Source organism: Streptomyces sp. NPDC046859, from assembly GCF_040645135.1.
GTDB lineage: Bacteria > Actinomycetota > Actinomycetes > Streptomycetales > Streptomycetaceae > Streptomyces.
In genome coordinates this window covers 21,458-35,808 of sequence record NZ_JBEYXR010000040.1, presented here as the reverse complement: position 1 = coordinate 35,808, position 14,351 = coordinate 21,458, and the positions used below count along the sequence as shown (strand labels likewise).

Genomic DNA, 14,351 nt, shown 5'->3' with positions numbered 1-14,351 from the left:
CCGGCCCCGCCCAGGCGGGTTCGCGCTCCCGCGTCCGCCTCCGGCGCTCGGTCGCGGGGACGCCGGCGCGGTGCGACGGTGAAGGCAGGGGTCCCTGTGAGCGGCCGACCGCTCGCCCGCAGGAGCGCGGGGAGGAGTCCGGCCGCGACGGTGCCGAGTCGGCGGCGGCCTACCTGGACGACGGACCGCGCGAGGCCGTCCGGGAGGACCCCGGCATGGAGGTGCACCGCCGGGCCGTCGAGGGCCCGCCCCACCACGTCCTCACGGAGCAGTCGGCGGATGCCGACCCGACCGTCGTGGGCGTCGTGCGCGGACACGGCCACCCCGGCCTGCAGCTGGGCCGCACCGCCCACGCCTGCCGCCCCCTTCACGCTGCCCCGTCGCCGTGATTCCCGAGCCGGTCCGAGACACCACCCCTCCGAGCCGTGAGCTGTGCCTGATGATCCGTCATGTCGGGCATCGGACAGGGTATGTCCACCTTCGGCAGGCCCAACGGACCGAAGCAATAGGGCCGTTCAGCCCCTCGGAGGCCCCCTTCGGCACCGCGCCACGTCATGTCGCCACCGCGACAGTGGAGGACGTCAACGGCGTATCCGTCCCGAGGGGGATGAAGATCATGGCAGTGCACGATCCGTCACACCGGCACCTCGGTTTCCGCTTCCCGGCCGCACGCGGGGCCGCCACCGCCGAGGAGGCGGCAGGCACCACGGCCGCGAGCGCGTACGTCCTCGCCGGACTGCGGCTGCTGACCGGCTTCGTCTTCCTGTGGGCCTTCCTCGACAAGACCTTCGGCCTCGGCTACGCCACCCCGTCCGGCAAGGGCTGGATCGACGGGGGCTCACCGACACGGGGCTTCCTCGGTTCGGTCGCCGTCGGCCCGCTGGAGTCGACGTTCCACTCCTGGGCCGGTGACGCCTGGGCGGACTGGCTGTTCATGCTCGGGCTCCTCGGCGTCGGTACGGCCCTCGTCCTGGGCGTCGGACTGCGGCTCGCCGCCGTCGCGGGCACCGTGATGATGGCCCTGATGTGGATGGCCGAGTGGCCTCCCGCCCGGCACCTGTCCGACGGGTCGCCGAGCATGTCGACCAATCCCTTCGCCGACTACCACGTCGTGTACGCCGTGGTCCTGATCGCGCTCGCCGCCGCGGGGTCCGGCGCCGTCTGGGGGCTCGGCGACGCCTGGGCCCGGCTGCCGTTCGTCGGCCGACACCGCTGGCTGCGCTGACCGGACGGGGCCGGCGGCCGCGCTGACCGGACCGGGCCGGCGGCTGCGCTGACCCGACGGGGCCGTTGGGCCGGTCGGCCCCGGCCGGGGACCAGCGGCCCCTGCCCCCGCGGCCCCGCACGGCCGACGCTGGAATCAGAGATCCGATCAGGAGGCAGCATCATGTTCCGCACCGTTGTCGCAGGTCTGGACGGTTCGCCCGAGAGCCGGTCCGCGACCGAGTGGGCGGCCCGCGAAGCGCGGCTGCGCGGACTGCCGTTGCAGATCGTCCATGTCTGGGAGCCCGTCCCCGAGCCCATGGCCCAGGCCCCGCTCCTCGGTGCCGAGACGCAGCAGCACTGGACCGAGCGGGTTCCGCGCGAGGCCGCCGAGGCGATCCGGCTGCGCCACCCCGGTATGGAACTGACCGTCGAGCAACGCACGGGCGACGCCGCCGGCACCCTGCTGGACGCGGCGGAGAACGCCGAACTGCTGGTGCTCGGCTCGCGCGGGCTGAGCGGGCTCGGCGGGTTCATGGTCGGTTCCGTCGGACTCGCGGTGGTCGCCCGCGCGGAACACCCCGTCGTGCTCGTCCGGGCCGGTGATCACGCCGCCGACGAGCACGAGCCGGACGCGGAGGGACTGCCGTCGACGCAGACGGCCTACCGGCCCGTCGTCCTCGGGCTCGACGCGGCGAGCCCCGACGGGACGCTGATCCAGTTCGCGTTCGAGGAGGCCGCCCGCCGCGGGACCCGCCTGCGCGTCCTCCACGGCTGGAACCTCCCGCCGTACTACGTCTACGGCCTGTCCGTCGACGTCGAGCTGCACGACGAGATCGTCCGGCAGCAGGCCGTCCTGCTCGCCGACGTCCTCGAACCCTGGCGCCAGAAGTTCCCCGACGTCGAGGTGATCGAGGAAGTCCCCGTCGGCAGCCCCGGAGCACGGCTCGTGGACGTCTCCCGCGAGGCGTCCCTCGTGGTTGTCGGCCGCCGCATCCGCCGCCGCCCGTTCGGCACCCACATCGGCCCGGTGACCCACGCCGTCCTCCACCACGCCGTGGCACCGGTCGCCGTGGTCCCGCACCACTGACGGACGGACACGGACCGGAACCCGCCGGCCGCTCCCCGACCCGGGACGCGGCGAACTCGAACAGCAGGGGGAGCGATGAAGGACGGCACGCTCGGCCGGTCCGCCACCCACGCCCTCCTGGCGGACGGCACCACCGTGTGCGTCCGCCCGGTACGGCCGGCCGACCACGAGCGGATCCGCGCCCTGTACGACGCCATGTCCCCGGAGAACCTGCGCCTGAGGTTCTTCACCGCCGCCCCCGGCTCCGCCGGGACCGCCGCCGACCGGGCCTGCGGCGCACCCCGCCCCGGACACCTGGCCCTGCTGGCCGAGACCGGAGGACAGCTCGTCGGCCTCGCCGAGTACGACGCGCCGGACGCCCCGGACGCGGACACCGCCGAGGTCTCCCTCGCGGTCGCCGACCACCTGCACCACCGGGGCGTCGGCACCCTGCTCGTCGAACACCTCGTCTCCGCCGCCCGCGCCGCCGGCATCACCACGTTCACCGCCGAGGCGCTCAGCGAGAACCACGAGGTGCTGCGGCTCTTCGCCGGCCTCGGCCTGCGCACCGCCCGCCACTTCGACGGCCCCGAAGTGCGCTGCACCATCGCCCTCGACCAGAGCGACACCTATCTGACCGCCGTGGAGGAACGCGCCCGCACCGCGGACGTCGTCAGCCTCGACCCCCTGCTGCGTCCGCGGACCGTCGCCGTGATCGGCGCCGGGCGCAGGCCGGGCTCGGCCGGCCGGGCGATCCTGCACCAGCTGCGCTCCGGCGGCCGTGCGGGCCGCCTGTTCGCCGTGCACCCCGCCGTCCGCTCGATCCTCGGCGTCCCCTGCCACCCGTCCGTCGCCGCGCTGCCCGCGACACCCGACCTCGCGGTGCTCGCCGTCCCCGCCGCTGAGGTCCCCGCGGCCGCCGAGGAGTGCGGCAAGGCAGGCGTACGGGCGCTCGTCGTCGTCACGGGCGGGCTGGACGCCGGGCAGGGCCGCGACCTGCTGGACACCTGCCGGTCCCACGGGATGCGGCTGGTCGGCCCCGACTGCCTCGGCCTCGCGAACACCGACCCCGGACAGCGTCTGTACGCCACGCTCGCCGCGCGCCCCCCGAGCGCCGGCACGGCCGGTGTCGCCGTGCAGTCCGGCGGGGTGGGCATCGCCCTGCTCGACGGGCTGTCCCGGCTCGGCATCGGCGTCTCCTCCTTCGCCTCCCTGGGCGACAAGTACGACGTCAGCGGCAACGACATGCTCCAGTGGTGGGAGAGCGACGGCCGCACCGACCTCGCCCTGCTGCACCTGGAGTCCTTCGGCAACCCCCGCGCCTTCTCCCGCACCGCCCGGCGCGTGACCCGCCGGATGCCGGTCCTGACCGTCGACGCCGGCCGCACCGAGGCCGGCCGGCGCGCCGCCGCCTCCGACAGCGCGGCCGCCGCGACCCGCACCATGACGCGGGCCGCCCTGTTCACGCAGGCCGGCGTCACGGCGACCCGCTCCTGCGGCGAACTCCTCGAAGCCGCCGCCCTGCTGCACTCCCAGCCCCTGCCGGCCGGGCCGCGCGTCGCGATCGTCACCAACGCGGGCGGCGCCGGCGTCCTCACCGCAGACGCCTGCGCGGAATCCGGACTCCAGCTCCCCGAACCCACCCCGGACCTGGCGGCCGGCCTTCTCGCCGCCCTGCCCGCCGACGCCGTCGCCGGCAACCCCGTCGACACCGGCGCCGCCGTCACCGAGGACCAGCTCACCACCTGCGTGGACCGGCTGGTGCGCCACCGTGCCGTGGACGCGGTCGTCGTCGCCCTCGTCCCCACGGCGCTCGCCGCCGCCACCGGGGACGACCCCGTGCGGGCCCTCACCCGGTCCGGACGGCGGCCCAAGCCCGTCGTCGCCGTCCGGCTCGAACAGGCCCTGCCCGTCGAACTGTTGCCCGCCGCCGACGGCGCCACCGTCCCGTCCTACGCCGAACCCCAGGCGGCCGCCCGCGCCCTGGCCCACGCCGCCCGTCGTGCCGCGTGGCTCGCCCGCCCCGTCGGCACGGTCCCCGACCTCGACGGCGTCGAGACCGGCCGGGCCCGTACCGTCGCCGACGCCTTCCTCACCCGCCACCCGGACGGCGGCCTGCTGCACCCGCGCGAGTGCGCCGAACTCCTCGGCTGCTACGGCATACCGCAGGCGCCCTGGGCCTGGGCCGAGACCGAGGACGACGCCGTGCTCGCCGCCGAGCGGCTGCGCGGCTTCGACGGGCGCGTCGTGATGAAGGGGTACTGGCCCGGTCTGGTGCACAAGAGCGCCGCGCACGCCGTCCATCTCGACCTGCGCGGCGACTCCCAGGTCCGGGCCGCCTTCCGCGACCTGGAGACACGCTTCGCCGGGCTGCTGGAGGGCGTCCTCGTCCAGCCCCTCGCCGACCGCGGCACCGAACTCTTCGCCGGGGTCGTGCGGGACGAGGTCTTCGGCCCGCTCCTCCTGTTCGGGCTCGGCGGCACCGCCACCGACGTCCTCGCCGACCACGCGGCCCGCCTCGCCCCGCTCACCGACCACGACGTGCACGACCTGATCACGTCGCCCCGCTGCGCGCCGCTCCTCCTCGGTGCGGACGGCGCCCGGCCCGTCGACCTCCCCGCGCTCGAACAACTGCTGCTGCGCCTGTCCCGGATGGCGGCCGACCTGCCGCAACTGGCCGAGGCCGACCTCAACCCCGTGCTCGCGACACCGGGCGGCGTCACCGTGCTCGACGCACGGGTGCGCCTGGTGCCCCGCGCGCCCCGCGATCCGTATCTGCGCCGACTCCGCTCAGGAGGCCCCCCATGAAGCACGACAAGGTCGGCTCGGTCATGACGACGGACGTCGTCCGCGCCGAGTACGGCACCCCGTTCAAGGAGGTGGCCCGGCTGCTCGGCGGACACCGCATCAGCGGCCTCCCGGTCGTGGACGACGACGAGATGGTCCTCGGCGTCCTCTCCGAGACCGACCTGCTCGCCCGCCGGGCCGCCACGCCCGGCCCGCCCGGCACCGGGAGCCGGTTCGGCCTCGACCGGCTGACCCGCGCCGGACGTCGGCGCGCCGCGAAGGCCGGGGCCCGCACCGCCGGGCAGCTGATGACCGAACCCCCGGTCACCGTGTACGCCGAGGACACCATCGTCGAGGCGGCCAGGACCATGGCACGGCACCGTGTGGAACGGCTGCCCGTCCTGGACGAGGAGGACCGCCTCGTCGGCATCGTCACCCGCCGGAACCTGCTCCAGGTCTTCCTGCGGCCGGACGCGGACATCCGCGCCGAGGTCGTCGACGAGGTGCTGGTGCGTGCCCTGTGGCTGCCGCCGGGCAGCATCACGGTCACCGTCGTGGAAGGCGTGGTCATGCTGGCCGGCCATATGGAGCGCAGGAGCGAGACGGAGATCGCATTGTCGATGACCCGTCAGATCGATGGTGTGGTGGGCGTCGTGAACAAGCTGTCCTACCGGCTGGACGACGCGCACACCCGCCCCGGGGAACCGTCACCGCACGGCGTCGCCGACCACGGGCCGCGCCGGCCGTGACCTAGGAGGACGAAGGAGGGCCGAGTGCCATGATCGCCAAGGTGCTCGTCGCCTACGGGACGACGAACGGGTCGACGGCGCGGATCGCCGAGACCGTCGCCGAGGTGCTGGGCAAGGAGGGCCTGACCGCCGAGGCGCTGCCCGCCCGCACCATCGGGAGTGTGCGGGGCTACGACGCCGTCGTGGTCGGCGGTGGGCTGTACGCCGGACGCTGGCACAAGGACGCCCGCCGGTTCGTCCGGCGGCACCGCGAGGACCTGGCCGCCCGTCCGGTGTGGCTGTTCAGCAGCGGCCCGCTGGACCCGTCGGCCTCCGAGCGCGACATCCCGCCGGTGCCCGGGGTGCTACGGGCCATGGCCCGGCTGGACGCCCAGGGGCACATCACCTTCGGAGGCTGCCTGCAGGAGGGCGCCCGGGGCCGCGTCGCCCGGATGATCCTGAGCAGCGGGAAGGGAGGCGACTTCCGCGACTTCGACAGGATCGAGGACTGGGCCCGCTCGGTCGCCGCGGACCTCACGGCCGACGTGCGGGCGGGACGGCTGTGAGCGCCGGGCGGTGTCCGCGCCGTACGTCGCGCGGTGGGCGGAACACGCGCAACCTGCCCACCGCGCGACGTACGAGCTGATCGGCGAACTCGCCCACGAGGGCATCGCCCGCGTGCCGTTCCTCCCCTCGGCGGCTTCACGCCGCCGCAGGCCTCCGCGCCCCCGCCCGTGGCCACCCGGCTGGACGCGCCCCCGACGTCCGTCGTCCTCGCCCGCCCGCCGCGGCGATCGCCGGACATCCTGCTGACGGATCGCCGGCACCTCGTCGGTGGCGCATCCGCGCGAGAAGTCCGCACACACCGACTGCATGATCTCCTCCATACGCCTCAAGTGGGCATGGGTGGACACCTTGTGCCGGAATTTCGTCACGAAGACCAAGTGCACATGCATCACGAAAACACAGTGCCGGCCAGTTCTGATCTCCTGCTGCCGTACATCCCCGTCAGCGAACTCAGGGAGGGCGGCCGCGTCCGCGTCCTGACGAACGAGGAGGGCGGCGTCATCGTCGAACGCCTGGAGCGGTTCGACGACGACGCGCGCACCTACACCTACTCGATCGTGGACGCGCCCTTCCCCGTGACCGGATACCGCTCCACCCTCACCGTGCACGACGTGGACGGCGGCGGATCACGCGTCGAGTGGTCCGGGACCTTCACCCCGGCCGGGGTGAGCGAGGAGGAGGCGGCAGCCCTGTTCCAGGGCATCTACCGCGACGGCCTGGCGGCCCTGCGGCAGACGCTCGGCGCGTGAGGGGAACGCCGGAGCCTCAGCCGCGGAAGTCGGGCTGCCGCTCCGGCGAGGCCGCCGCCAGGGCATCCTCGACCTCCTTGACCCCGCCCCGCAGGCCGTAGACGGGGGTGCCGGGCTGCTGGCGCCAGGAGTCGTCCAGACCGCCGGCGTCGACGGCGTCGAAGCCCAGCTCCTCGACCAGCGCCAGCACCTTGCGCTTGGCCGCCTCGTCGTCGCCCGCCACGGGCAGCGCCATCCGGTCGGGGGCGCCCTCGGGCCGGGCGCGGTCGAGGAGGTCCTGGGCGAAGGTGCCGTTGAACGCCTTGATCACGGGGTGCCCGAGGTGACGCTCCGTCCAGCGGCTCTCCGTCAGACCCTCGTCCTCGATCCCCGCGATCCGCCCGTCACGCTGCGGGTAGTAGTTGCCGGTGTCGATGACCGCCACACCGTCGGCCGCCCCGTCCAGCAGACCGGAGGGCAGCTGCGGGACCGCCTTGAGCGGGACGGTGACGACGACGATCCCGGCGTCCCGAGCCGCCTCCGTCGCGGGCACCGCGGTGGCCCCGGTCTCGTCGGCGAGGTCCGTCAAGGTCTCGGGGCCACGGGAGTTGGCGACCGAGACGTCGTGCCCGAGTGCGGTGAGGCGACGTGTGAGGTTGCCGCCGATGTTGCCGGCGCCGATGATGCCGATCTTCATGACATGCCTTCCGTCGCAGTAGAGTCCTGACCACGGCACCAACCCGCCTTCCCGGAGGCCTATTCCGGCACTTCGGGGGGCGGGGGCCGTCGCTCGCCCTGGAGCACCCGCGGGCGACCGGTTCCGGCCACGGACCGGGCCGCCACCCGCTCGACGGTGCGCCGCCGAGGGACACGCCGCACCTCGAAACGCCGCCCGGGCCCGGCTCCTCACCCGTCCGGGCGCGCCCCGGTTCCCGAAAGCCGGGCACGCCGGCGACATCCCGGGGGTCCCCGACGCATCCGGTCGGCGCGCCCCATGTCCACGGGACCGGGTGGGCGGTCAGATGGAAGGCGTCGAGCACACCGCCCCGACGCGTGGAGCGCCGGGCGGTTCTCGTCCGCCCGGCGCTCCACACATGTCGTCGCTCAGCGAGCGGCCAGCAGCTCCAGCGTGTCGATCACCCGGTGGGAGAAGCCCCACTCGTTGTCGTACCAGGCGACCACCTTGATGTGGCGGCCGTCGACGCGGGTCAGGGCCGAGTCGAAGATCGAGGAGGCGGGGTTGCCGGTGATGTCGGAGGACACCAGCGGGTCCTCGGAGTACTCCAGGACACCGGCGAGCGGGCCCTCGGCCGCGGCGCGGTAGGCGGCGAGCACGTCCTCACGGGTCACGTCCCGCGCGACCGTCGTGTTCAGCTCCACGATCGAGCCCACCGGCACCGGCACCCGGATCGAGTCGCCGGACAGCTTGCCGTCGAGGTCCGGCAGGACCAGGCCGATCGCCTTGGCGGCGCCGGTCGTCGTCGGGACGATGTTGACGCCGGCGGCGCGGGCGCGCCGGGCGTCGCGGTGCGGACCGTCCTGGAGGTTCTGCTCCTGGGTGTAGGCGTGCACCGTCGTCATGAAGCCGTGCTCGATCCCGGCGAGCTCGTGCAGCACCTTGGCCAGCGGCGCGAGCGCGTTCGTGGTGCATGAGGCGTTCGAGACGATGGTGTGCAGGTCCGGGTCGTAGGAGTCGGAGTTGACGCCGTAGGCGAGGGTGGCGTCCGCGCCGTCCGACGGCGCGCTCACCAGCACCTTGCGGGCCCCGGCGTCCAGGTGCGCGCGGGCGGCCTTCGCCGAGGTGAACCGGCCGGTCGCCTCCAGCACGATGTCCACGCCCAGCTCGGCCCACGGCAGCTGCGCCGGCTCACGCTCGGCCAGGACCTTGATGCGCCGCCCGTCGACCACGAGGGTGTCCCCGTCGACCGTCACCGGTCGCCCGAGCCGGCCGGCCGTGCTGTCGAACGCCAGCAGCCGGGCGAGCGTCGCGGGCTCCGTCAGGTCGTTGACGGCGACGATCTCGAGGGCGCTGTCGCGCTCCAGCAGGGCGCGCAGCACGTTGCGTCCGATGCGGCCGAAACCGTTGATGGCGATGCGAGTCATGAGTGGTGTCCCTTCCTGTTGCCACCACCAGGCTCGCGCGCGCCGCCCCCGCCGGACAGTGGCGGGACCGCCATGGTTCGCAAGCATCCCGCCAGCGGGGCGGTCACGTTTCACTCGCCTCGCGTGAACGTGCGGCGGTAGTCGCTCGGCGTCGTGCCGAGGATGCGCTGGAAGTGCAGGCGCAGGTTCGCGCCGGTGCCCAGCCCGACGTCGGCGGCGATCTGCTCGACCCCGCGCTGCGAACGTTCCAGCAGCTCACGGGCCAGATCGATACGGGCCCGCATCACCCACTGCATGGGCGTGTAGCCCGTCTCCTCCACGAACCGCCGCGAGAACGTGCGCGCCGACACCCCTGCCTGCCGTGCCAGGACGTCGAGGGTCAACGGCTCGCCGAGCCGGCGCAGCGCCCACTCCCGCGTGGCGCCGAACCGCTCGCCGAGCGGCTCGGGCACACTGCGCGGGACGTACTGGGCCTGCCCGCCGCTGCGGTACGGCGCGGCGACCAGCCGGCGGGCCGCGTGGTTGGAGGCGGCCACCCCGAGGTCGCCGCGCAGGATGTGCAGGCACAGATCGATACCGGAGGCGGCACCGGCCGAGGTCAGCACGCTGCCCTCGTCGACGAACAGGACGTTCTCGTCGACCTGGATCTGCGGATGCCGGGCGGCGAGGGCCCGGGTGTAGTGCCAGTGCGTGGTGGCGCGGCGGCCGTCGAGCAGGCCGGTGGCGGCGAGCGTGAAGGCCCCGGTCGAGATGGCGGCGAGCCGCGCGCCCCGGGCGTGCGCCTCGATGAGGGCGTCGACGACCGGCCGCGGCGGGTCGTCGCGGTCCGGATGGCGGTAGCCGGGCACGAAGACGATGTCCGCCCAGGCGAGCGCGTCGAGGCCGTGGGCGACCGCGTACGACAGGCCGTCCCCGCCGGTCACGGGACCGGGCGTCGCCCCGCACACCCGTACCTCGTACGGCATGCTCGCCCGGGTCGTGAAGACCTGGGCGGGGATGCCGACGTCGAGCGGTTTGGCGCCCTCGCTGACGAGGACGGCGACACGGTGCAGACGGGGGAGTGACACGGGGACGAGGATACGGAGGCCCCGGACCCCTGCGGTCTCCCCGCGGGCCCGGACGTCCGTCACTCTGTGTGGCCGCTGTCCGGCCCGCTGCCGTGGGCGAAGCGCAGCCGCGTGTTATTGAATGAGATGTGCGGCGAGAGATCTCGGGATCCCGTCACCCTGGTTCCGGTACGGCCCCGGCGCGGTGCCGTGGCCGGCGAGCGAGCTGAGAGAACGGCATGGACTCCACGCCTCCCCCGTCGTCTGCGTCACCGTGCGACATGGTCAGCGGTGCGCTGGGGGAGTACATCCCGCGCGGGGACGAGGAGGAGCCCGGGCCCGGAGCGCCGCGCGGCGAGAACGGGCAGCGCGAGCGGCCCCGGCGGGGGGCGGGCCGGCCGGAGCAGATACTCGGCGCCGTCAACCTGGACCGGGACCTGAGGATCACCGACTCCAACCTGGACGCCCCCGTCTTCGAGGGGGTCGACGCGGTCCCCGGGAGCTCCTTCGTCGATCTCCTGCCGCCCTGGGACGTCCCCACGGTGACCCGCAGGCTGCGGCAGGTCCTCGACACCGGGGAGCCGCACGTCGCCCGGGTGCAGCGGCTGCGCCGCCGCGACGGCTCCGAACTGGTCGTCTCCATGAGCATCCTGGCCGCCGCCCCGCCCCAGGACGGCCTGACGGTCTCCCTGATCGCCATGGCGAGGCGGCTGCACCTGTACGCCGCCGAGACCGCGATCGGCACCTCGCTGGACATCGGCGAGACCGCGCAGTCGCTGGCGGAGTCGCTGCTGGCCTGGGGCGACGTGGCCGCCGTCGACCTCGACTTCGCCGTGTGGACCGGCGAGGTGGTCACCGGACGCCCGCAGGGACGCATCCGGCTGCGCCGTGCCGCCCTCGTCCCCGACCGGGCGTGGCCCGACGGCTACGTCACGCCCGGCGACGACCTTCCCGGCGACGCGAGCCGCCTGCTGGCCCACGCGATCCGGCGGGACGACCTCGCGCAGGCCGTCGTCCTGCCCGACCGGGCGGCCATCGAGCAGGTGCTCGGCAGTCCGCGCCTCGCCCGGGCCCTCGTCCCCGGCGACCAGGCGGCCTGTGTGGCGTGCGTACCCCTGGTACTGGACGACGAGCCGCCCGTCGTCCTGGGCGTCGCGGAGGTCTGGCGGCGCGCGGACCGCCCCTTCGAGGACAGCGAGCTGTTCGACCTGCAGGAACTGGTGGCCCGCACCGCCCACCACGTCGACCTGGCCCGGCAGCACCAGCGCGAGCACACCCAGGTCCTGGCCCTGCAGCGCCGCCTGCTGCCCCGGTCCGCGGGCGACACCATCGAGACCGCCAGCGTCTACCAGCCCGCCACCCCGGACAGCGCCGGCGTCGGCGGGGACTGGGTCAACAGCTTCCCGCTGCCCGACGGCCGCACCGCGATGGTCGTCGGGGACGTCGTCGGGCACGGCCTGGGAGCGGCGGCGACCATGGGCCAGCTCAGCATGGAGGCCCGCGCGCTGCTGTCCGCGGGGCTCGCGCCCGGCGAGGTGCTGGAGCACCTGGACGAGACGGTGTCGCTGCTGGACGACGCGGAGTCCGGCCTTGCGGCCGGCTACAGCGCCCTGGGCTCGACCTGCTGCATCGCCGTGTACGACCCCGTCAGTCACCGGGTGGAGATGGCCAGCGCCGGGCACCTGCCCCCGGTCCTGGTGACCCCGGACGGGAGTGCGGGACCGGTCGCGGTACGCCCGCACCCCGGGCTGGGCGCCGAGTTCGCGCTGCGCGAGCCGTTCGACGTGTACACGTTCGCCGTGCCCCCCGGCTCGATGCTGGCGCTCTACACCGACGGACTGGTGGAGGACCCCGCGACGTCGATCGACGAGGGCATCGGCCGGCTGTCCGACGCGGTGTCCGCCGTGCACCCCTGGGACGGCCTGGAGGAGGCGGCGCGGCGGGTCGTCGCCTCGCTGGCGCCCTCGCACCTGCGCGACGACGTCACCCTGTTGCTCGCCCGCATGATCGGCTACCGCAAGGAGGACACGGCGACCTGGCGGCTGCCCGCCCGAGGCGACGCCCCGGCCCGGGCACGGGCGCTGGTCACCGGGCTGCTGGAGCGGTGGGGGACCCGGGAGGACACCCGGGACAGCGTGCTGCTGGTGGTCGGCGAGCTGGTCGCCAACGCGGTCCGCTTCGCCCGCGGCCCCCTCACGGTACGGCTGATCAGGACCGGCCACGGGCAGCTGCTGTGCGAGGTGGGGGACACCGGCAACGGCAGGCCGCGGCTGGGCCGCATGGACCTCCTCGGGGACGGCGGCCGCGGTCTGCACGTCGTGCACGGGCTCACCACCCGGTGGGGCGTGCGCTGGACGGACGACGGCAAGGTGGTCTGGGCGTCGGTCGGGCGGTGAGGCGGGCAGGGTCTAGAGCCATTCGCCTTCCAGCGCGGTGGCCGTGAGACCGGGCGCCGCCGCGTACAGGACCGCGCGGCTGCCCGCCGCCTGCCCGGCGTCGTGCGCCCGGCGCATGATGTCGAACACGGCGGCGCCTCCGCGGTTGCCGGACGTGTAGCTGTCCCGGCTGTACTTCAGCAGTCCCGACGGCCACGCCTCGGGCATCGTCTGCTCCATGTACTCCAGCACCCGCGTCCCGCCGGGGTGCGCGAGCAGCACGTCGGGGTGCCAGGCCTCGGGGTGCTCGCCGTACCGCTCCTGGAGCCACCGCCACATGGCGGTTACCGTCTCCTGAACGGCGCGCGGGCCGCGCCGGTCCATCACGAAGTGCGTGCCGTCCGCGCGGGTGTCCAGGCGGTGCAGGTCCTGGGTGCCGGGCAGGGTGTGGTTCCAGGCGGAGTCCAGCCGCAGGACCGACTCGGGCCTCGGGCGGCCGGTGACGACGGCGGCGACCGCGGTGTCCGCGAACAGCAGCCGGACGATCAGCGACTCCAGGGTGTCGTCCGCGGGCTGGTAGGTGGTGCTCAGCGCCTCCGAGATCACGACGAGGACCACCCGGTCGGGGTCGGCGGCCACGAGGTCCGCGGCCAGGGCCAGCGAGCGGGTCCCGGCGATGCAGGCCCACTGGGTGGCGGGGAGCAGCAGCACGTCCTGGCGCAGCGGGAGCCGGTTGGCGAGGGAGACGTCGAGACCCGGCAGGGCCGGAGTGGTGGAGTTGCTGGTGATCACGCAGTCGACGTCCGAGGCGTCGAGCCCGGCGATCTGGAGGGCGCCGCGCGCCGCGCGCTCGCCGTACGCCTGCACGGCCTCCCAGGCGGGCGCGGTGCGCTCCTGGACGGTCTGCGGCGCGGGTATGGCCTCCAGGGCGGCGATCACCCGGTCCGCGTCCTGCTCGGTGAACCCGTCGCGGGCCAGTGCGGCACGTGCCGCGCCGGCACCGGCGGCCGGGAGACCGTTCCCCCGGCCGGGGGCTACGGCGGACTGGAGCGGCAGCATCCAGCCGCGGGCCTCGATCCCCGTGCCGGCGGCGATGCTCTCGGCGCGCGGGGCCCAGGCCGCGTCGGGATGCCGGTCGTGGACCTCGGCCACGATCTCGCTGGTCTTCACGCTGTGTTCGCCGTGGATCACGGCCGGGGGGCACAGGAACGCGGGCATGGTGGCACCTCTCTTGGGGGAAGCGGGGGCGTACGTGTCTGCGGCGGGCGCGGGGCGTCCTTCACCAGCGCTGTGGTCTGGGTCACTTGTGTGGGCGTATCCAAATCGACGCCGACAAGGCCCAGTTCGGACCTCTGTGTCCTGGTCGAGCTTGGGCTATTTCGGGCATTTCCGCTGTGATGTGGGCAACTTGGATGCCGGGTGAAGTCTGTGACACCGCGCACAGGAGCGGCGAACTGACCGGGCGTCAGGCGGGGCGGCTGTCGTATCCGGAACGCAGAAGTGCCCCGAACCCTCCGGGGTCCGGGGCATGTCGAGGTGCGGGGGGGATCAGGGATGCGGGGTCGGCCGGTGGGTGAGTGCCTGGCTGCGGCCGTCGAGCGGGCGGTGGCCGATCGGTTCGAGGTCGAAGCCGGCCGCGCCCCGGAAGGCGGGGTCCGGTCCTGCCCGTGATCACCGGAGCGGTGTCACCTGGGCCCGGTCCGGCGAGCCCGGCGGCCATCGGCAAGGCGGTCTCCGGGTGCGAG

12 protein-coding genes and 1 pseudogene are annotated in these 14,351 nt (G+C 74.4%); 9 read left to right on the top strand and 4 right to left on the bottom strand.

The window, feature by feature from the left end:
- The first annotated feature begins 215 nt into the window (after nt 1-215).
- The 8 genes and pseudogenes from ABZ899_RS34510 to ABZ899_RS34475 all read left to right on the top strand — a co-directional run bounded on the left by ABZ899_RS34510 (nt 216) and on the right by ABZ899_RS34475 (nt 7,103).
- A complete protein-coding gene (locus ABZ899_RS34510) occupies nt 216-389 on the top strand; it encodes a hypothetical protein (RefSeq protein WP_361354296.1) in 174 nt (57 codons plus the stop codon).
- A gap of 227 nt (nt 390-616) precedes the next feature.
- Entirely contained in the window at nt 617-1,225 is a 609-nt protein-coding gene (locus ABZ899_RS34505; RefSeq protein ID WP_361354294.1) for a hypothetical protein, read from the top strand.
- Between the two features lie 162 nt (nt 1,226-1,387).
- Nucleotides 1,388-2,293 (top strand): universal stress protein, encoded by a 906-nt coding sequence (locus ABZ899_RS34500; RefSeq protein WP_361354291.1) that lies wholly within the window; start codon nt 1,388-1,390, stop codon nt 2,291-2,293.
- A 75-nt stretch (nt 2,294-2,368) separates the two neighbouring features.
- Entirely contained in the window at nt 2,369-5,080 is a 2,712-nt protein-coding gene (locus ABZ899_RS34495) for a GNAT family N-acetyltransferase (protein WP_361354288.1), read from the top strand.
- Complete coding sequence (locus tag ABZ899_RS34490) at nt 5,077-5,808, top strand: CBS domain-containing protein (RefSeq protein ID WP_361354285.1); 732 nt, start codon at nt 5,077-5,079, stop codon at nt 5,806-5,808. The genes ABZ899_RS34495 and ABZ899_RS34490 overlap by 4 nt, the downstream gene beginning before the upstream one ends.
- A gap of 29 nt (nt 5,809-5,837) precedes the next feature.
- A complete protein-coding gene (locus ABZ899_RS34485) occupies nt 5,838-6,353 on the top strand; it encodes a flavodoxin domain-containing protein (RefSeq protein ID WP_361354283.1) in 516 nt (171 codons plus the stop codon).
- A gap of 55 nt (nt 6,354-6,408) precedes the next feature.
- Nucleotides 6,409-6,639, top strand: a pseudogene (locus tag ABZ899_RS34480) (oxidoreductase); the annotation flags it as partial.
- A 116-nt stretch (nt 6,640-6,755) separates the two neighbouring features.
- Nucleotides 6,756-7,103, top strand: coding sequence for an SRPBCC family protein (locus ABZ899_RS34475; protein WP_361354280.1), 348 nt, complete (start codon nt 6,756-6,758; stop codon nt 7,101-7,103).
- A gap of 16 nt (nt 7,104-7,119) precedes the next feature.
- Here ABZ899_RS34475 and ABZ899_RS34470 read toward each other — a convergent pair whose 3' ends face one another.
- The 3 genes from ABZ899_RS34470 to ABZ899_RS34460 form a co-directional block, all read right to left on the bottom strand.
- Nucleotides 7,120-7,779: an NAD(P)-binding domain-containing protein gene (locus ABZ899_RS34470; RefSeq protein ID WP_361354277.1), complete on the bottom strand. Its 660-nt coding sequence runs from the start codon at nt 7,777-7,779 to the stop codon at nt 7,120-7,122.
- 407 nt (nt 7,780-8,186) lie between these two features.
- Complete coding sequence (gene gap, locus ABZ899_RS34465; RefSeq protein ID WP_361354274.1) at nt 8,187-9,185, bottom strand: type I glyceraldehyde-3-phosphate dehydrogenase; 999 nt, start codon at nt 9,183-9,185, stop codon at nt 8,187-8,189.
- 110 nt (nt 9,186-9,295) lie between these two features.
- Nucleotides 9,296-10,252, bottom strand: coding sequence for a helix-turn-helix domain-containing protein (locus ABZ899_RS34460; protein WP_361354272.1), 957 nt, complete (start codon nt 10,250-10,252; stop codon nt 9,296-9,298).
- Between the two features lie 218 nt (nt 10,253-10,470).
- Between ABZ899_RS34460 and ABZ899_RS34455 the strand changes: the two genes are divergently transcribed.
- Nucleotides 10,471-12,627: a SpoIIE family protein phosphatase gene (locus tag ABZ899_RS34455; RefSeq protein WP_361354269.1), complete on the top strand. Its 2,157-nt coding sequence runs from the start codon at nt 10,471-10,473 to the stop codon at nt 12,625-12,627.
- A gap of 12 nt (nt 12,628-12,639) precedes the next feature.
- Here the strand turns inward: ABZ899_RS34455 and ABZ899_RS34450 are convergent, their stop codons facing one another.
- Nucleotides 12,640-13,824 (bottom strand): type III polyketide synthase, encoded by a 1,185-nt coding sequence (locus ABZ899_RS34450; RefSeq protein ID WP_361354266.1) that lies wholly within the window; start codon nt 13,822-13,824, stop codon nt 12,640-12,642.
- Nucleotides 13,825-14,351: the final 527 nt, after the last annotated feature.